Annotated in this window: 15 protein-coding genes; 8 read left to right on the plus strand and 7 right to left on the minus strand. The window is 66.7% G+C overall.

Annotated features, from left to right (window positions below):
• Positions 1–14 precede the first annotated feature (14 nt).
• Positions 15–1,355 (plus strand): hypothetical protein, encoded by a 1,341-nt coding sequence (locus tag DAT35_RS12445; protein ID WP_108067149.1) that lies wholly within the window; start codon positions 15–17, stop codon positions 1,353–1,355.
• Here the strand turns inward: DAT35_RS12445 and DAT35_RS58920 are convergent.
• Positions 1,325–1,546 (minus strand): hypothetical protein, encoded by a 222-nt coding sequence (locus DAT35_RS58920; protein WP_108067150.1) that lies wholly within the window; start codon positions 1,544–1,546, stop codon positions 1,325–1,327. The two genes, DAT35_RS12445 and DAT35_RS58920, sit on opposite strands and share 31 nt — an antisense overlap.
• Before the next feature lie 15 nt (positions 1,547–1,561).
• Positions 1,562–2,476: an SRPBCC family protein gene (locus DAT35_RS12455; protein ID WP_158501669.1), complete on the minus strand. Its 915-nt coding sequence runs from the start codon at positions 2,474–2,476 to the stop codon at positions 1,562–1,564.
• 224 nt (positions 2,477–2,700) lie between these two features.
• Here DAT35_RS12455 and DAT35_RS12460 point away from each other — a divergent pair, with 224 nt between their 5' ends.
• Positions 2,701–3,381 carry a hypothetical protein gene (locus DAT35_RS12460; RefSeq protein WP_108067152.1) on the plus strand — a complete coding sequence of 227 codons (681 nt, stop codon included), beginning with the start codon at positions 2,701–2,703 and terminating at the stop codon, positions 3,379–3,381.
• A 12-nt stretch (positions 3,382–3,393) separates the two neighbouring features.
• On the plus strand, positions 3,394–3,960 hold the full coding sequence (locus tag DAT35_RS12465; RefSeq protein WP_108067153.1) for a hypothetical protein: 567 nt from the start codon (positions 3,394–3,396) through the stop codon (positions 3,958–3,960).
• On the opposite strand, the gene DAT35_RS12470 is transcribed toward DAT35_RS12465, so the two are convergent.
• The 3 genes from DAT35_RS12470 to DAT35_RS12480 form a co-directional block, all read right to left on the minus strand.
• Complete coding sequence (locus DAT35_RS12470; RefSeq protein WP_108067154.1) at positions 3,950–4,603, minus strand: hypothetical protein; 654 nt, start codon at positions 4,601–4,603, stop codon at positions 3,950–3,952. The genes DAT35_RS12465 and DAT35_RS12470 overlap by 11 nt on opposite strands.
• A 76-nt stretch (positions 4,604–4,679) precedes the next feature.
• On the minus strand, positions 4,680–7,517 hold the full coding sequence (locus DAT35_RS12475) for a hypothetical protein (RefSeq protein WP_108067155.1): 2,838 nt from the start codon (positions 7,515–7,517) through the stop codon (positions 4,680–4,682).
• A complete protein-coding gene (locus DAT35_RS12480) occupies positions 7,514–10,882 on the minus strand; it encodes a hypothetical protein (RefSeq protein WP_108067156.1) in 3,369 nt (1,122 codons plus the stop codon). Before DAT35_RS12480 ends, DAT35_RS12475 begins: the two co-directional genes overlap by 4 nt.
• Positions 10,883–11,171: 289 nt before the next feature.
• On the opposite strand from DAT35_RS12480, the gene DAT35_RS12485 reads away from it, so the two are divergent.
• Complete coding sequence (locus DAT35_RS12485; protein ID WP_108067157.1) at positions 11,172–12,044, plus strand: hypothetical protein; 873 nt, start codon at positions 11,172–11,174, stop codon at positions 12,042–12,044.
• Between the two features lie 142 nt (positions 12,045–12,186).
• Here the strand turns inward: DAT35_RS12485 and DAT35_RS12490 are convergent, their stop codons facing one another.
• The gene (locus tag DAT35_RS12490; RefSeq protein WP_108067158.1) at positions 12,187–14,118 is read right to left on the minus strand and encodes a DUF6055 domain-containing protein; all 1,932 of its coding nucleotides are present in this window, start codon (positions 14,116–14,118) and stop codon (positions 12,187–12,189) included.
• 312 nt (positions 14,119–14,430) lie between these two features.
• On the opposite strand from DAT35_RS12490, the gene DAT35_RS12495 reads away from it, so the two are divergent.
• Both DAT35_RS12495 and DAT35_RS12500 read left to right on the plus strand, forming a co-directional pair.
• Positions 14,431–15,507, plus strand: coding sequence for a ketopantoate reductase family protein (locus DAT35_RS12495; protein WP_108067159.1), 1,077 nt, complete (start codon positions 14,431–14,433; stop codon positions 15,505–15,507).
• 190 nt (positions 15,508–15,697) lie between these two features.
• Complete coding sequence (locus tag DAT35_RS12500) at positions 15,698–16,288, plus strand: VOC family protein (RefSeq protein ID WP_233261432.1); 591 nt, start codon at positions 15,698–15,700, stop codon at positions 16,286–16,288.
• Between the two features lie 44 nt (positions 16,289–16,332).
• Here the strand turns inward: DAT35_RS12500 and DAT35_RS12505 are convergent, their stop codons facing one another.
• A complete protein-coding gene (locus DAT35_RS12505) occupies positions 16,333–16,830 on the minus strand; it encodes a hypothetical protein (protein ID WP_108067160.1) in 498 nt (165 codons plus the stop codon).
• Between the two features lie 114 nt (positions 16,831–16,944).
• Here DAT35_RS12505 and DAT35_RS12510 point away from each other — a divergent pair, with 114 nt between their 5' ends.
• On the plus strand, positions 16,945–17,691 hold the full coding sequence (locus DAT35_RS12510) for a TetR/AcrR family transcriptional regulator (RefSeq protein ID WP_108067161.1): 747 nt from the start codon (positions 16,945–16,947) through the stop codon (positions 17,689–17,691).
• A gap of 11 nt (positions 17,692–17,702) precedes the next feature.
• The gene (locus DAT35_RS12515) at positions 17,703–18,377 is read left to right on the plus strand and encodes a lytic transglycosylase domain-containing protein (RefSeq protein ID WP_233261433.1); all 675 of its coding nucleotides are present in this window, start codon (positions 17,703–17,705) and stop codon (positions 18,375–18,377) included.
• The last annotated feature ends 25 nt before the right edge of the window (positions 18,378–18,402 follow it).

Below are 18,402 nucleotides of genomic sequence, written 5' to 3' on the forward strand. Positions count from 1 at the left end.
GAGGTGTCGTTCCAATGAAGGTGCTGAAGTTTCACGGCACGAAGGACGAGGATTTTCTCCGACTCACTTTCGACGGTGCCTTCGATCCGCAGGCGGCACTGGAGGGTGAGCTAGGGCCCTTTCTTCATACGCTCGAGGAGCACGCCGACGGGTGGATGCCGGATGTCGTCAACGGCAAGCGGCAACGGAAATACTCTCGCCCTTCCTTTTGGAAGGCCCTGGAGGAGCGGCGCGACGAGAACAGCACGGGGCTCGGGCTCTATCGCACGAAGTGGCCCGCGTTGGACATGTCGCTCAGTCTCTGGTTTCCGCCGCTGCCTCCCAAACTGGGAATCTTCATCAACGTGAAGCCCCTCTCCTTCTTCGCGGAGGTGGAGCGCTGCCGCCAATTCGTGGAGATGGTGCGCGCCTGGGCCTCCCGGTACCCGGTCACTCATGTCAAGGCACACAGCGCCGATGACATAGAATTGGCGGGCTCTCCCAATTTCGGCCGCGACGATGAAACCCTGTTCAGAGACGGGTTCGACAAAATCTACGAGGTATTCTGGCTCAATGTCTTCGGCCCAAAGCTGGTGGAGACCGTCGGCCGCGAGCGCATGCTGTCCACACCGGCCTGGCGGGTGGAGGAGTTGCCCAACGGCTCCATCCTCGTGGTGACGTGGCCCACCGCTTCGGACTTCGCCAGCGACGAGGCTCGTAAGGCCCAGGCCCGCGCCCATGCCCACCTCCGGCCGGACCTGGACTACGACACCGTGCTGCGCACCCTGCGCGAGCGCAGCGCCATGCTCGCTCCCGTGGAGCCCCGCTTCCACCCGGACGTGGCCCCGCTCCTCTCGCGTGTGGTGGATCGCACCGCCAGTCACAAACGCCAGCGCAGGATTGCCGAGCTCAACGCCTGGCAGCCGCCCGAGCCCGAGGAGTGGCGCCCCGCCGACTCCGCCCTGCCTCCGGACGTGGACGACCCGGAACGTGCGCTCGAGCATTACGACACTCTCGCCGAGCACCTCGTGGCCCTGCTGCATACCCAGGTGCCATCCGTCTTCGAGGCGACGCCCGAGTCCCTCACGGATGCCGACTTCTACTTCTGGCGCGAGGAGTTCCCCACCAGCCGCCGACGAGAAGCCATTGAGGAGCGAGCCGTGCCCGCCATCGGCGCGTACCTGGGCGAGGTACTGGTGCGCAACCTCGGCGGCCGGTGGATACCCCGTCAGAAGCTCGAGGAAGCACAGGTGCTCGTGGGCAACCGTGTCTGGTTTCCCTTTGTCCGGGCACGCCATTACATGCGCTCGCGACAGGCACTGCTGGATTTCTCTCTCACCCGGCTCTACCGCGAGGCTGAACGGCACCGTTCCTGAAGGAACCGGATGTGATGATGCGCAGGTACGGCGCTCAGCGCTTCGGCCAGCTGCTCGCGCAGGCGGTGCTGCCACTTCCGGCCCGACAACAGCGACTCCAGCGCCGCGTAGCGCGCACGCGCGGCCTCCACCGTCTCGACACGGCCCTCGAGCTGACGGCGCACGTCCTCGGGAGAGGGGCTCCGCTCCATGAAACCGGGAGGGGCCTACATCGAAATCGGGGTCGAGGACGCTCCCGTCGGAGCCGGAGCTGGAGTCGAAGCCGGTATCGTCGTGGACGCACCCGAGGGCACGGGCGGCACGAAAACCGGCTCGCCCGAGGGAGCCGTCGTGCCTCCCGAGGCCGGAGCCTGCTCACCTGCGGGCGGAGCCGTGACCACCGGAGGAACCCCCTCGCCCGGAGTGCTCGGCGTCGAGCCCTCCACGGCCGGAGGCGGAGCGGCCACCTCCGAGCCCTGCCCAGGGGGAGGAGCCGTCTGCGAGCCCTCCGCGACCTGAGGCGGGACGGGATGCTCGGAAGCGGGCGGCTGCGGGGGGGCCGGGGCCTGCTCCACCGGAGCGGGTGCAGGCTCGGGGCTCGCCACGGCCTCGCGAGGATGGGCCTCCACCCACCTCTGGAGCCCGGCCAGGGCCTCCTCGATGCCGCCGCCGAGCCTCGACCGGATGAGGGGCACCAGGTAGTGCGCGAACGGATTGCCGCCAACATCCCCCTCGTCCACCCACGTCACCCGGGTGCCCTGCTCCACGGGCGCGAAGGAGATGCGGCCGTGCAGCAGGTAGCGGCCCTGCCCCACCGACATGTCATAGGCGACGCCCGTCTTCGGCTCCGCCTGGGTGAGCGACAGGGTGCCCTGACCCACGTCCTCGCCGCTCCAGCTGCGCACGGCGCCCACGCCCAGCTCGGGCCCACCGAACGTCCACTGGGTGCCCGGATGCGTCTTCGCGTTCCACGGGACCCAGTCCTGCCAGCGCCGCAGGTCGGCCACGGCGGCGTAGACGGCCTCGGACGAGGCACGGACGGTCGTCGAGCGCTCGACGCGGTACTTCGACGGCAACGCGAGTCCGATGACGAGCACGAACGTCACCACGGTCGCGGAGGCGATCAGGATCTTCTTGAGCATCGAGCGGCTCCAGGGGCCAGATGCACCCGGATGATGCACCGTAGCAGACCCCGCCGATCGGTCGAGCCCTCCCATCAACAGGCGCACCCCTCCCACCCCGGAAGCCCTGGCCGTCCGCCTGTCTGCCCTGCCAGGAAGTGGACCTTGTCTTCGCGGCTTCTCTCCCGGCCCCGGGTCGCGAATGATTCCCCCCGAGCCGGGGTGACCCCGGAGGGGACGAAGTCATGAGGACAGCAGTCAATCCGAGAGGCGGGGGCGCACGCGCGCTCACCTGTCTGCTGGTTCTGGCGGCCGCACCGCTCGCCCGGGCCCAGGGGCAGGAGGACACGGACACACCGGCCGCGGAGTCGGAGGGCACCGTGTCCACCCCGGCGCCGGCCGACCCCGACGCGGCGCCGCCGTGGAACACGCGGTTCGGCGCGAGGCTGGTGGCGGGCGCTCCGGAGGGCCTGGGAGTCGCGGCGCTCATCCACCCGCGGCCCTGGCTGCGGGCGCACGTGGGGGCCACGAGGAACACCCTGGGCTTCGGGGTGCGCGGCGGGCTGGACCTCATTCCGATCCAGCTCTTCATCACGCCCTCGCTGGGGCTGGAATACGGCCACTACTTCAAGGCGGACTACAACAAGCTGCTGACGCAGCTGCACGGCGAGCCCACCACGGCGGCCACGGGCATCCGCGAGGTGGGGTACGACCAGCTCAGCGCCCACCTGGGCCTGGAGCTCTCGCCCTCGCGCTACGTCACCCTCTTCGGGGGCGTGGGCATCAGCTACTGGTTCATCGGCGGCAATGACGTGAAGTCCTTCATCCGCGAGTCGGAGAACGACCCGGACATCACCGCCCGGCCGCTCACCCTCGGCCTCTCCAGCCCGGTGGCGAAGCTGGGCCTCATCCTCTATTTCAACTGACGGGGTCCCTCCATGCGTACCCTTCCCCGCGTCCTCCTGCTGACCGCCACCACGCTGCTCACCTCCGGCTGCCGGAAGCTCGCCGACACCTTCTTCGTGGTGAACGCCGAGACCGAGGAGATCTGCAAGACCGAGCGGAGCATCTCCTTCCCCGCCGCCACGCCGGACACGAGGGCGCTCACGCACACCTTCGAATTCCCACTGGGAGAAATAGGAGCGGACCTGCCCGAGGGGCGGCTCGCGACGGACTTCCGTCTGCGGCTGTTCGAGCTCGCCGTCACGGAAGGAGGCGCGGACCTGAGCACCCTCGAGTACGCGAAGGTGTCGCTGAGAAGAACGGGCTCGACGGAGATCATCCGGACGCTGCTCGAGTACCAGCAACCCACGGAGGCCTTCTCGCCCACGAGCATCACCCTGAGAGGAGTGGAAGCGGCGAGCGTGCCGCAACTGGCGCGCGATGACCGGCTGGAGCTGGTCCTCGAGGCACGAGGCACCCTGCCCCCCCAGGCGTGGACGGGAGACATCCGGGCCTGCGCGGGACTGTCGGCCGAGGTGCACTACTTCGACTTCATCTTCTGACGGAGACGCCGGGCAGCCGCTCCACCCACTCGCGAGCCCGGGCGTTCGCCTGCAACAGGAAGTCGAAGTGCCCGGCGCGGATCCGCTCCACCAGCTCCCGGTCCCGGGCGATGACCTCGAAGGCACTCCAGGGAAAGGTCCGGAGCGGCGGCCCGTCCTCCTCCCCGGAGACAGAAGCGGCTTCGAGGTAGCACGCATAGGTGTCGAAGAACCGGTCCACGCTCGAGGCGACGGGGACGGCGTACAGCGCTTCGTACACGTCGACCCAGACCACCGGCTGCAACCCCCGCGCATCCACCAGGGTGGGCACCGTGGCGTAGCAGTAGGCCAGCCGGTCATCCCTCGCGAAGACGAGCAGTGAGCCGAACGGCTCCGCCCACTCCTGGCGCCAGTGCGCGTTCACCCGGTGCAGGTCCGGCCGCCGCTCGTGCCGCGCCGGGAACACGGAGAGCTCATCCCTCACCCAGAGGAACCCCATGCGCGCATGGACGGCCGCCAGTTGGGAGTCCATCGGCTGCCCCGCCACGGACGGCTCCGCCGGGGGCCCGGACGAAGACGGTGACTCCAGCTTCATGGGATGAGCCCGGCTCCGGCACACCTCCAACAGGTGCTCGAAGCCGGGCAGCGCGGTCGCGGACTGCATTCCTGACTCTCCTCTCGGGTGCCTTCTGCGGTCACCTCACTGTAGATGACCGCCCGAGTCATGTCACGAAACGCGCTCAGGACCAGAAGCCGCGCATCCATGCCGGCATCGGCGCCGGAGGAGGCCTGGGGCGCTGGAGGTACTCGCCGAGTTCGCGCAGCAGCCGCTCCGCCAGCTCCTCGGCCGTGGGCAACCAGGCCACGGTGAAGCGGGCATCCAGCCCCATGCGGCGAATCCGCTCCAACCAGTCGAGCGCCACCCGCTCCGGATAGCCCGCGGTGAGAGCGGCCTCGAACAGCAGCGAGTATTCGCGCAGCAGCCAGGTGCTGAAGGTGATGGGGTCGTCCGAGCCCACGGCGATGGGAACGGGCGGAGGCGCCCCCTCCTGGGGCATCGGAGGGTAGAGGCGCAGGATGGGGTGATTGCGCAGATCCAACAGGTCCCCGATGAGCAGGTTGCTGGAGGGGTTGATCTCCACGACGAGCGCCCGGAGTCCCACGCCTCGCCGCAGCGCGTTCTGCACGGCGTAGAGCGCCGCCACCTCGGAGGAGTCGAGGGAGATGTCCACCGGCTCCTGCCCGCGGTGAAACACCTGCTCGTCCTCGCGGTAACGAAGCAGGAGCTTGCGCACCATCGGAAGGCAGCGCACGTGCTCGGGGTCCAGCATGTACAGCGCGCGGGTGAAGGCATCCAGACTGCCCTCTGCCCTCACCCGGGCCACCGGCGGAGTCATCAACTGATGCAGCACGTGGTGGGCCTCGGCCAGCTCCTGCGGCTCGTAGCTGTGACGGAAGATGCTGTTGGACAGCTCGCGGATGCGGTTCTCCACCAGCTCCGGCCGCCCCGGCGGAGTCTCCGCCCTCAGCTCGGGGGCGATGCGGTAGCTACTGTACAGCCGCCACTCGAAGACCAGGTCCCAGAGCCGGTCCTCGGCCGTCGTCATCACCGAGCCCGCCGACTCCGCCCAGAGGCGGGGCTCCACACCGAGCGCCGTGGCATGCCCCAGCCGCCCTCCAGTGCGCTCCAGCAGGTACTGGATGCACTCGAAGATGCGCCGCAGTCCTTCCATGAGGTGGCGGAAGTCCTCGCCCACATGGGCCGTCAACCGCAGGGGCGGAGCCAGGTGTTGTCCCTGCCGGGAGGCGGGGGAGGTCGCCGCCAGGTTCGCCTCCCATTGAACGTAACGATAGAGGGGGACCATCACCCACGTGGGCTCCCCCAGCTCGTACGAGGCCACGTCCAGCCCGCGCAGCAACCAGAGCGACAGGGGCACCGCCCGCAACAGGTCCACCATGGCCCGGGCCTTCACCGCCTGGGCCGAGAAGAAATCCGCGTAGCGCCCCCCCGGGCGACTGGGTTCGGCATGGGTCTGCCGGACGCCCGCGGGAGGCGCTCCAGCCGCCCAGAGCTTCCCCGGGTCATGCTCCTTGGTGAAGTGGACGAGCACGCCGAACTCGGGCTCGCGCCGGCCGTGCCGTGGGGTATTGATGGTTCCAATCACATACTGCCACGAGCGGGTGAGCTCCCAGAGGTCCTCGGCCAGAGCGAAAGAGGAGGAGGCCGGGGCGATACGCACCTCCAGGGCGGAGAGGGGCTGGCCCCCACCGGCCACGGAATAGGACACCTCAGCACGCGCGGCATTCAGCGGGGAGCGCACCCACCACAACCGGTCGTAGAACCGCACGAACCATTGCAGACCGGCCGTCATCGGCCGCTGCACCACCGTGCGGTAGTACACGCACCGCACCCGCAGCATCTGCCAGAAGATCTTCTGGAAGATGGGGTCCCAGCGCTGGAACTGGGGCGAATCCACCTGGAGCGGGGGGCTCTTCCGCTCGCACTCCTCAAGGTAGCCCAGGCCATGGCGCATCAGCCAGCGCTCTCCACCGTTGGGCATGTCCAATCCCAGGCGCACGGCGATGGGATCGCAATACCGCCACACCTCCTCGAGCGTCCGGGGTGGCCGCGAGGGGAGGGTGGAACCCACCGGGTGGAGCTGCCCATAGAGGTCATGCATCTGGTAGAAATCCGGCAGGATGGACCTCTCACCTCGAGCCAGGGCCTGGAGCGTCTGCATCAAGATCTGGAACCGATGAACGGGCCAGGCGGGCGAGCGGCGCAGTTCCTCCAGGAAGTCGGTCAGTTTTTCATAGGAGATGTGGCCCCGGCGGATGAGGAACTCGGCCAGGAAGCAGCGGGCAATGGCCGCGGCCAGGAGCCAACGCAGCAACACCTCGCCCTCGCCGAAGGGAAGAGCAGGACTCTCCAGCGCATTGCAAGCGAGCGTGGGATCCGCCAACCTCGCCAGGAGCGAGGCCCAGAGAAGGGAGAAGTCCATTCCCGCGCCAATGTGGTGATGGATCTCCGCGACCCCGCTATCGGCCAACCTGCGCAACAACAGAGGTGGATCCACGTTCACCCGGGTGGGTGCTGGCTCCACTGGTACGGAGACAACCAGCAGATCCTCGGGAAGGGAGAAGGTGAGCCAGCGATAGTGGATGGAGGCGTCGAAGGTATTGACATCATAGCCATGGGAGAGCCCGGTGATGCCGGGACGGGGCTCGAGGAAGCTTCCGGCCAGGTTGCGCAGGTAGCGCAGCATGGAGACGGGCCGCAGGCTCGAGACGCGCCGGCGGCCCGGCACCTCGCCGAACCAGAAGAAGTCGCGTGCCATGATGAGCCGGTCCAGAGACCAGCCACTCGCATGCACCGACAAGGTCTGCTCACAATCCTTCCACAAATCCCGGGTCCGTCCGCCCCGCCTGGGATCGAGCTCGGGATTCAGCTCCACCATGGCCTTCTGGAAGGCCACCAGGCTGACCAAGGGATAGCTGGCGATCTCGGAACGGACGTAGGCCTCGGGGACACGCCTCGGCGTCAGGGGTGCGCTGGGAGGAGCTTGGGGGTCAGTCATATCCTCACGGTCACCGTCCCCTCTTTGGAATCGACGTCGAACTCGATGTCCCCGGCGATGTCGAGCCAGGCTTTGCAGGCGCTCTCGAGCCAATCACGGAGGAACTGGGCGCCGGGCTCCTTGATGACGCCACACGCCTCCATCTGGGCCTCGTAGACCTTGGAGAACCTCATTGTCTGACGAACCAGATCATACCGACGTGCTTTCGTGAGAGCCGCATTGGATCTCCAGATGTCCCTCCACAGGAAGGGACCGCTCTGCCTCTGTATCCCCGACTGTCCCGCCTCCGGCTGTTCCGCCTTCACTCTCGATGACACCATGTCCAGCAACTCCAAGTGATCACCAAGAAAGAAATACGGTAGGAACTCGCGATGCATCATCAAGGGCAGGGTCTGCTCGAGCCAGAACCGGGCAGTCCACAGCCTGCCGTATCCAGGAGCGCTCTCCCGGGTCTTTTTGAAAAGCTCCTCGGTGTTGAAAGCGACTTCGGTCAAGTAGGCATCGAGATTGGCTTCGAAGGCGCGGGTCTTATTCGATGGCTGAACACACGAGCCCGGCGACTGGGATTCCTTGATTGCCTTCTTGGGCTCTTCGCACGGGGGGACTACACAGGAAAGAGGGACCGTCTTGATCGTCCCATATGATTTCCACCCGCTCTTGTTCCAGTCCCACTGGCCGCGCTTCTTATCATCAGCGACTGAGCAGACATTGTCGATCCATGCGGCCACAACAAACTTGAAGCGACTGGTGGCAAACTCCTCACTGACGAGTTCATCTTTGGGAGTCTGGAATACTTCCCTCGTACGCCACAAGAAGGCCCGCCATTGAGCAATGAAGAGGGTGTAGTCGATAAAGGTGTCCCAATTGGGAGGAAGCCACCAGAAATCGAGCTCGATAAGGCCGGGAGAATCCAACCTTGCCTTGTGCACGGTTGCCACCAGTTCGGGGGGCGACTCGAGGGGAATCGTCGAGGCGTTCAACACCCGCCCATCCAGGGCAAACACCAGCAGGTCGTGAAGCATCATGAACCAGCCGGCAACACTGCGAGGGAGGGGGACCTTGCGACCGGGCTTGGAGAGGTCATGCAACTCGAGGATGTCATCCTGGAAGTGCCGCAGGTGCAACTCGGTACGCAGCAGACGGCCTTCTGGCACCGCAGAGGGCAGCCGCTTCTCGTACTCCTCCTTCGCATCAGAAGCCGCATCCTGCGTCCTGGCGGCCTTCTTCAGCTCCTCAGCACCCTTCTTCAGTTCCTCAGCACCCTTCTCCAGATCCTCGGCAAACGCCCCAGACCCATCCCCTTCCTCCTGCTCCTCGGCAGCCGTCTTCTGCGCCTTGGCGGCCTCCTCCTGCGCCCGAGCGGCCTTCTTCAGCTTCCTGGCCGTCTTCCCTACCTCCCGCGCATCAGCGGCCTTCTTCATTTCCGCGGCGGCCTTCTTCATTTCCGCGGCGGCCTTCTTCAGCTCCTCGGCAATCTTTCCTCCCCCCCGCGCCCGCGCAGCACTCTTCAGCTCCTCGGCAGCCTTCCGCAGTTCCTCGGCAGCCATCTTCAGCTCCTTGGCAACCTCCTCCTCCCGCTGCGCCTCGGCAGCCCTCTTCTGCGCCTCGGCAACCCTCTTCTGCGCCTCAGCAGCCTCCTTCTGCGTCTTGATGACCTTCGGCTGCGCCTCAGCAGCGAACCGCAGATGATCCCACACCAGTACGTCGGATAGGGTCGTACGCTTGGCTTTCTGCAGGGGCATCCCCGTAAGGTCCAGGACGACATCCCCATTCTGGTTGCGGCGCATGATGCGGTTGAGGAGCTGCTCACTGGCCCAACCAGGAAGCTCGCTCTCGTCGATGGCCGTACGCAGCATCATCTCGGCGACAGCAATGATCCGCTCCGCACAGATGTCGCAGGGCTCTTGACCGTGCTTGCCGCCATCTTCTGAATGATCCCTCCTCTGTTCGATGACGGCTCTGAGGGCCTGCCAGAGATCCAGGGTGGTTCTGGCCGACAGGGTGAGGGCAAGTGTGGCGGCATAGGTGAAGATGGGCCCATCCGTCTCAGCCGAGGGCTCCGCTCCTCGCAAGAGTTTCTCATCTCGCGTGAGACCGTCTTCTTTCACAAATCTACGATACTCAGCCCTGACAGATTCGGAGAGCCTCTCCTTGATATCGAAAAGATCGGCGAAGCATTTCAGGGTGGGCGATTCCTCGAACCTCTTCGGCAGATAAAGGTCTCGCAGCAGGCTCGACAGCTTGTCCTTCTCCTCCTCGCCGCCCAGCAAGACGGAGGCGACCTGGAAGTCCCAGGCCTCCTGGGGAGAAACCGATTTGATCTGGATGCGATGGATGGGAGGGAGCACCCGGCGCATGGCCGCGGCGGCCTGCCGGCGTGCGATGGCCAGCGTCTCATCCCTGGCTCGAGGCCCTACCAGGTTCGGGACTGGCGAGGTCAGTTCCGCCTGGAAGGCGCGCTCCAGGAAGAGCTGGAACTCAGAGTGCCCCGAGGCGAGCACGAACCAGAGTCTCCGGCTGGCCACCATCCGTGTCAGCTTGAGGATGAGGTGGATGTGATGGGTGCTGCGGTCCACGTTGTCGATGGGTAGGACCAGGAGCACTCGCCCCTTGGGGTCACGGCCGAACCTGCGAGTCGCCAGGAGGCGGGAAACCGCGTCCATGGCCCTGAAGAAGTCCTGCCGGAAGGTGGCGTAGATTTCAGCAGCCTTGATCTGCTGATCCGCACGTTGTCGGGGATCCTGCCCCAACGAGGGAAGATCCTCCCACATGAAGGTGGCATCCCGGACGAGCTTGTCGATCTGCCCATAGGGCTCGTTCAGACTTTCCTCGAGGAGCGAGGGGGGTGCCCACCGTTCCTGCCGGCTGGAATCGCGGCCGACATCCAGCGCATTGCGCACGCGGACCAGCAGCGTGGCCAGGAGGTTGGCCTGCGCGGGCAGGGGATCCATGTCGAGAGGGTCCAGCCAGACGATGTGCTCCTTGATCCTCACGAGCGTGGCGAGCAGATCCTCGCGCCTTTTGCTCTCCTTGCCATCCGGAGGCGGACGATTTTCCGTCGTCACTTTCGTGCGGGGCGGCGCAAGGAACCTCACGGGATCGCGGAGGGCGGATGCGGTCGACAGCAGGATGGTGGTCTTCCCGAAGCCCCTGTCTCCGGAGACGAGCGCACTCGTCGCGAGCTGCTCTTTGTGCTCCTGGGATTTGGACTCCGAATCGTCAGACGCGCTCGCCGTGTAGGCCGAGTCCAGCCAATGGACGAGTTCTTCCAGGGCCTTCCGAGTGGTCGGGAGAAGCTCCCACCACGAGAGCGCCGCGGCCTCTGGCCTAGGGTTACGCGCAGCTCCGAAATAGGTCGAGGCCATGCCATCTCTCCCCTCCCGGGTCTTGCACCCGGCGACGCAAGACACAGGTGGGGTTGACAGAGGGCAGAGGGAATGGACTGGAGGGAGGGACGACCGGCTTCACCGCTTGCGCGTCCGGATGGACACCTGGCTGGCATTCAGCGGCCATGAACAGGCATTGCACCTCGCCCCTCGGGCAGGCGGACGTCCCCGTCGCTCAACCGACTATCGAGTGCACACGGAGCCAGGATTCAAGCGCCATGTCCGGGCTCCACCTTCCTCCCGTTGTCTTGATGGAGGGGGTCTGTCGATGAAGAAGAGCTTCAAGAAGAGCGGTGAGCGATTCCTGGGAGGCTGGCGGCTGGTGGCCATCGCCGCACTCGCACTCGCGGGCTGTGGACCGAGTCTCGAGCCTGAAGCAGCCAACGCGGCCACCGTGACTGAAGAGACCCAGCCTGACGAGGTCAGCGCGGCCTGGAGCCCACAGGGTCAAGTGGTGGTGCTCACCGCGAGTGGCAACATCGCTGGAGCGGTGGATCAGTTCCGGGCATTGCTGGGCGATCCGCTCAACGTCATCCCGGGGCAGCAGCGCTCCGGGCGCCGGGAGATCAACTGGGATGGTGTGCCACCCGCACTCACCAACGTGGACAATTTCCCGGGAGACTTCTTCAACGCGGTCGATCCCAACGCCCCCGCGGGCCGCAAGCGTGGAGCCGTATTCACCACGACAGCCACCGGCTTCCGGGTGAGCGACAACGACTTCTCCGATATCGACCCCAGCTACGGCGACGAGTTCAACGCCTTCAGCCTCCCGCGCACGTTCATGGTGGCCGGGGGCAACACCCTGGACGTGACGTTCCGGGTGGCGGGCACGAACACGCCCGCGCACGTCAAGGGTTTCGGCGTGGTGTTCTCGGACGTGGACCGAGTGGGCTCCGCGACGATCCAGCTCTTCGACAAGAGGGGCAGGAGCCTCGGCACCTTCGCCGCACTGGCGCGCAGTGACGCCAGCGGCTTCTCGTTCCTGGGCGTGGTGTTCGACCAGACCGTGGTGGCCCGGGTCCACATCACGTCGGGAGACGCGGCGCTGGGCGCGGGCGTCAAGGACGTCAGCGCGGGCGGCACGGCGGACCTGGTGGTGATGGACGACTACCTCTACGGCGAGCCGAAACGCATCCAGTGACGCCGCACGAGGTTCGAAGGACACAAGAGAGAAAACACGCGAAGCAAGCGACGACGGCGGTCGCGGCGGCCTCACGAGCCGTCGCGAACCGCCGCCGTTCGGCGAGCTGCTCCCCGGGGCGCTCAGTATTCGCCCGGCGGAGCTACGGCCGCCAGGTGTAAGGCGGCGCGACCGTGACGTCCGTCGTATTCGAGGCGGCCGCGGTGCCCGAGTCGACGAACCCGAAGTAGGTGCCGCTCGACTTGTTCAGGCCCACGCCCCGGTATTCGAGATCGCCAATGAGCTGCGCCGTGCCCGACACCGATTGCTGGCCTTCGTAGAAGCCGAGCGGATAGAAGGTGGAGGCGACCCTGGCCGAGCCGCTCACGCTGAAGCCGTTCGTCAGCACCGAGAGGCCGGTGACGGTGCCGCCGGAGACGTTGCCCGACAGGACCACCGCGTGATCCTCGATGCGCGCCGAGCCACTCACGCTCCCGCCGAGCACTTGCGCGTAGGGGCCGACGTACACGCTCGCCGGAACGCTGCTGACGACGCATCCGCCGCCGTTCGAGTGACGCTGTGTCCCTGAAGGACAGGCGTCCTGCGCGCCGTTCTTGAACCCCTCGGGCCAGGCATTCGTGAGCTGCACCATCCACGGATAGCGATAGATGGTGTTGTACATCTGATCCCAGACAATCTGCCTTTGCACCGAGGGCGTTCCGACCACGACCAGGAAGAGCGCTTCGCCGGAGTTGACGCAGAAATTGAGCTCGCCGTTCGCGCCGCGCTGCAGGGCGCTATAGCGTGGCGTGGTGATGGCACTGTCCGTCGCGACGAGGCCCCAGCGCCAATCCGAGTCCGCGCCACTCTGAGTCACGCCGCGGAAGGTCACGGTCACGCTCGTGGCCCCCGCCTCTGGGTAGAGCCGCACGATGTTGTAGCCCCAGCGCTGCGGCGCCCAGCCGGTCGGCGTCACGAAGCGCCGATTCGTCGCGTAGCTCCCATCCAGCGGTTCGAGCTGGGTCAGCCGCAGGCGCTGCTCCGGCCTCGACTTCGTCGTGATCGAGCCGTACTTCGAGCGATAGGCCGGGCCCTGGTTGCCTCCGCTGGTGGGGGGCGGATCCTTGTAATCCCAGGTCACGTTGTGCATCGCCCACTCGCCGAAGAAGTCGTTCATCTGGCTGATGTTCCAACCGCGCGACTTCATGATTTGCGAGAAGGGATCGTTGCTCGGGCTGCTCGTCCAGATCTCATTGACCGCGCTGTAGCAGTACTTGTCCTTCAAGAACTCCATGAACTGCCAATTGCAGTAGCGATCGCGCGTCGAGCCCAGATAGACGTGTGGCGCGTTCACGGACATCTCCGAGCAGTGCACCTCGTTGCGGTACTCGGGAAGCTGGTGCGGCATGAAGTTGGCGTGGCTCTCGTAGATCCAGCCGCAGGTGTTCGACTGGTAGCACGCCATGCCGCCGCTCACGCTCTGCACGGCGTGCATGAACTCATGCCCGAGCCCCCAATGATCGTTGAGCGCGCCGGGTCCGATCCACATCCCCATTCGGCCCGTGGCCCAGGAGCCGCCGGTGAGACCCCAGTCGGAATGAACGTGGATGCTGGCCTTGGTCTTGTTCGACTGGTTGCAGAGCGGTTCCTTGAAGAAGATCGGCGCCCCGAAGTAGACCTTCCAGATCGTATTCTCGAGCGTGTCGAGCGCGGCCTGAGCCGTGGTACTGGAGATGGCCTCGTCCGAATAGATGGCGAAGTGCGCGGACTCCTTGATCAGCTTGAAGGTGGAGTGATCCGGATCCGGTCCGCCCGCGGTCCAGGTGCCCGCGGTGCAAGCCGGCGGCGAGGTCGGGCAGCTCGTCGCCCAGGCCGTCGTCGTGGTTCCGGGATCGCACGCGGCCACGATCGTGGTTTCACCGCCGCCACCAGACCCGCCGCTGCCGCTCGTGCCGCCGCCCGTGCATTCACCGCCGGTGCAGTCGCCGGAGGCGCCCTCTTCTTCCGTCATCCCTCCATCCTGGAGACACCCGGTTCCGAAGGCGCCCACCATGAGCAGCAGGGCGGAAATACATCGCGTCTTGTGAGTCTTCATGGTCTCACATTTCCTTGCCTGTTCAGCGATTTGAATCCATGACGCATCCGGCCGATCCACGCGCGGAAGGACAGCGGTGCCTTGGGCCGAGAACGTGTTCTCTGTGCAGCGGTCCCTGCATAACATCTCAATTCAGGAATTCAATGCAAAGACGACTTAACATGATCCGGCATTGATTTCGTGGGCACATGCAGCTCGCTTCCAAGAAGACAGGAATTGAGCCTTCCATCCAAACTGAAAACCTATTTGTGCGCGCATCTTTGGAAGAAGGATGGCGAGCCCGGGCCCAGCTCGTGGTAGGCAACGGTGGCCATGAATCCTGCACAGACTGCCCCCCGGGTCCTCGTCGTCGGCTGTGGCGGAATCGGTGGTGTGCTCCTGTCCCGCATGTTGGAGGGGGGCTGGAGGGTGGCCGCGGTGGCGCGCCGCGAGGAGATCGCCAGCGTGCTCCGGACGCGCGGCCCGGTGCTGCGCGACGAGAAGGGCGAGCGCACGGTCCGCGGCGAGCTGGAGGTCTTCGTCCAGCCACCGCGGGAGGGCTCCTACGACTTCATCCTACTCTCCACGCCACCCAACGGGGTCGAGGCGGCGGCCCGGGACACGTCCCACCTGCTCGCTCCGGACGGGGCCATGGTGGTGCTCCAGAACGGGCTCTGCGAGGAGCTGGTCGCCCAGGTGGTCGGTGAGGACCGGGTCATCGGCGCCATCGTGGCCTGGGGGGCGTCGTCGCCGGAGACCGGCGTCTATGAGCGGACCTCCTCGGGCGGCATCGTGCTCGGGGTGCTCTCCGGCAAGCAGGACCCGAGGTTGTCCCGGCTCGCGGAGGTGCTTCGCGCGGTGAGTCCGGTCGCCTTCACCGGCAACCTGCGGGGCGCGCGCTGGAGCAAGCTGGCCATCAATTGCGCCATCTCCACGCTGGGCACCGTGGGCGGCAACCGGGTGGGTCCCCTCCTGCGCTACGGCTTCGTCCGGAGGCTCGCGATGGAGGTCTTCACCGAGGTGTTCCACGTCGCCCGCGCCGAGGGCGTGACGCTGGAGAAGGTGGCTTCCACGGTGGACCTGGCGTGGCTCACGCTGGGCGAGTCGGAGCAGCGCGCACGAGGCTCCCCTTCCCTCGTCCTCAAGCACGCGATGTTGTTGGCCATCGGTGCGCGTTACCGGCGGCTGCGCTCGTCCATGCTGGCGGCCATCGAGCGGGGACGCGAGCCCCCCGTGGACTTCCTCAACGGCGAGGTGGTCCGGCGCGGCAAGGCCCATGGCCTTCCGGCCCCCGTGAACGAGCACCTGCTGGAGGCCGTCCACGCCATGTCCCGGCGCGAGCTGAGTCCGGGAGTCGAGACGCTCCGCCGCATCTACGAGCAGACGCGCCCCCAGGGCGCACGCTTTTAAACACGTTCCGCCATGCGCGGAGCCCGCCATCGCCGGGTTTTCGGGGCCGCGAGCGGTTCACGTTGAAGAAAGGCCCGGCTTCGTTTCATGCTGCCCGCCTCCGGTTCATCGAGGTGGCGCGCGGGGAAGCCCAGCACGCCCGCCCTCGTGAGGACCGGATGCTCGATGTGAGTTCCCGGAGAGGTGAACCATGGCGATGAAGAAGCTCAAGAAGGCAGCGGGACGGGTTCGGGAAGCGACCAAGAAGGTGGCCAAGAAAGTGGCCAGCAAGAAAGTGGCCAGAAAAGCGCCCGCGAAGCGCGCGAAGAAGGCGCTGCCGATCCCCAAGGGCTACCACGTGATAACGCCGAGTATCGTGGTGAGCAGCGCGGCGCAGGCCATCGAGTTCTACAAGAAGGCCTTCGGTGCGAAGGAGCTGTCCCGGATGCCGACACCGGACGGAAAAGTCATGCACGCGGAGATCCGGATCGGCGATTCCGTCGTGATGCTCTCGGACGAGTTCCCCCAGATGGGTGCGTCCTCACCCGAGACCCTCAAGGGCACCGCGGGCAGCCTGCTCATCTACACGAAGGACGTGGATGCGCTGTTCAACCAGGCGGTCGCCGCGGGAGCGAAGGTCGCCATGCCCATCTCCGACATGTTCTGGGGAGATCGCTACGGCAAGGTGACCGATCCGTTCGGTCATGGCTGGCAGCTGGCGACCCACAAGGAGGACGTCAAGCCCAAGGAGATGGCCCGCCGCGCCGCGGCCGCGATGAGCGCACCGCCGCCCACTCCGTAACGGCAGAACCCCACCCCCGCCCTCTTCCTCCGGAAGAGGGCGTCTCAGGCGGCGGAGACCCGCGCCTCGGCCATCGCGGGTGTACCCAGGTACTTGCGCCGCGTCCCCATCACATAGTCGAAGAGCGGGTACGTCACGCACCAGTTCGCGTTCTGGTCCCGCCCCATGTGGTGGTCGTAGTGCCACGGCAGGTGCTCACGAGCCCAGTCCGGATCCAGGTGCGCCCGCCGGTGCACCACGTAGTACAGCACCGTCGAGGCCCACACCGTGGCCACGAACCAGGGCGCCCGCTTCAGCAACGGCACGTGCCCCACCACGATGGCCGCCAGCCCCAGCACCTCCTTGCTCTGCGGCGACCAGCTCCACATCCGCCCCCGGTACTGCTCGTCCACCATCGCGTGGCGGCGCGAGCGCTGGTGGTGCTCATGCCAGTGGAAGCTCCAGAAGCTCTCGTGTCTCCTGCCCAGGCCGTGCAGCACATAACGGTGCAACAGCCACTCTCCGAAGTTGGAGTACAGCAGCCCTAGTGGGATTCCCATCATCTCGCCTGCTCCTCGCGGAGCACCCCTGTCTGCCGGCGACCCCGCATGAAATGATGACCAGTCAGTCATCAAAATAATGACCATCTGGTTACCCTTTGTGAGGTGAACGAGCCCATGGCCCCCAGGAAGCCCCCGGAGCGACCGGCACCGGCCAGCCCGTCCACCCCCTCGCCTCAGCGTCCGGACCCCCACGAAGGTGTACGGGAGGCCAACCGCCGCGAGCGGTTGAAGGCGCTCAGCGACGCGGCCCTCGAGCTCTTCCTGGCGCGTGGGCTGGATGGAGTCACCATCGACGACATCACCCAGGCGGCCGGTGTGGCCAAGGGCACCTTCTACCGGTACTTCGAGGACAAGGCGGCGCTGGTGGACTTCCTCCTCGAGCCCGTCCGCCGCGAGCTGCTCCAGGGGCTGGTGACGTGCGGCGAGGCGCTGGAGGCCGCTCGAGACGTGGAGGCCATGTTCGAGGCCTACCGCGCCGTGGCCGCCGTCATCGCCAGCGCCCTCCTCCAGCACCCCGGCGTGGTGCGGCTCTACCTCCAGGAGTGTCACGGGCCCGCGGTGGGCGCCCGGGTGAGGCTCGTCGAGGTGGCGCGCCTCATCTCCCGTCACGCGGTGGACATCACCCGCAAGGCCCACACCCATGGGCTGCTGCGCCCCATCCGTCCCGCAGTCAGCGGGCTGGCGGTGGTGGGCGCAGTGGAGCGCCTGCTGCTCGCCGTGCTCAGCGAGGAGGAGGACATCGGCAACCCACTGGAGCTGCCCGACGCCCTCACCACCCTCGTGCTCGACGGCCTGCGCCTGCCCCGCCAGGGCCCCCGCCCCGCGCGCCGGAAGTTGGACGGGAAGCCCGGCCGCCCGTAAGGAAGGGGGCTGTGCGGCGGAAACGGGCCAGCGGGTTTCCTTGGGTGAGGGTGGCGCTGTGCGCCCTGGTGCCCCTCGTGCTGCTCAACCTGGCGGTGGCCTTCTTCGGCAACACCACCGTGCCTCCCCTCTCCCTGTCCTTCCTCGACGAGAAGGCCCACGCCCTGGCCGCCTACGCGCGCCACCGGCCCTCCTGCCTGCTCGAGGGCCATCCGGAGCTCACGCCCCTCATCCGAGACACCGAGCGCCGCCACCACCTGCCTCCCGGCCTGCTGGAGGCGCTCGTGGAGGTGGAGTCCAACACCGAGCCGCACCGCATCTCCCCCGCGGGCGCCATGGGCCCCGGCCAGCTCATGCCCTCCACCGCCAGCCTGCTCCGGGTGAAGGACCCCTTCGATCCGGCACCCGCGATCGATGGCAGCGCGCGCTACCTCGCCGAGCAGCTCGCGCGCTTCCGGGGCAACGTGAAGCTCGCGGTGGCCGCCTACAACGCCGGGCCCGGCAACGTGGACGGCCGTGTCCCTCGCAATGGCGAGACGGAGTTCTACGTGGACAAGGTGCTCACCCTCTACGAGCGCACCCGGCCCCGCCCTCCTCCCCGGCCCGCTCCCGCGCAGAAGCGTCAGGCCCGTCCCGTGAGCGCCACCCCTCGCCATCCCCCCGTTGACCGACCCTCCGCCGGATGACCGACCTCCGTCGGATGACGGACGC

The organism is Vitiosangium sp. GDMCC 1.1324, from assembly GCF_003044305.1.
Lineage (GTDB): Bacteria > Myxococcota > Myxococcia > Myxococcales > Myxococcaceae > Archangium.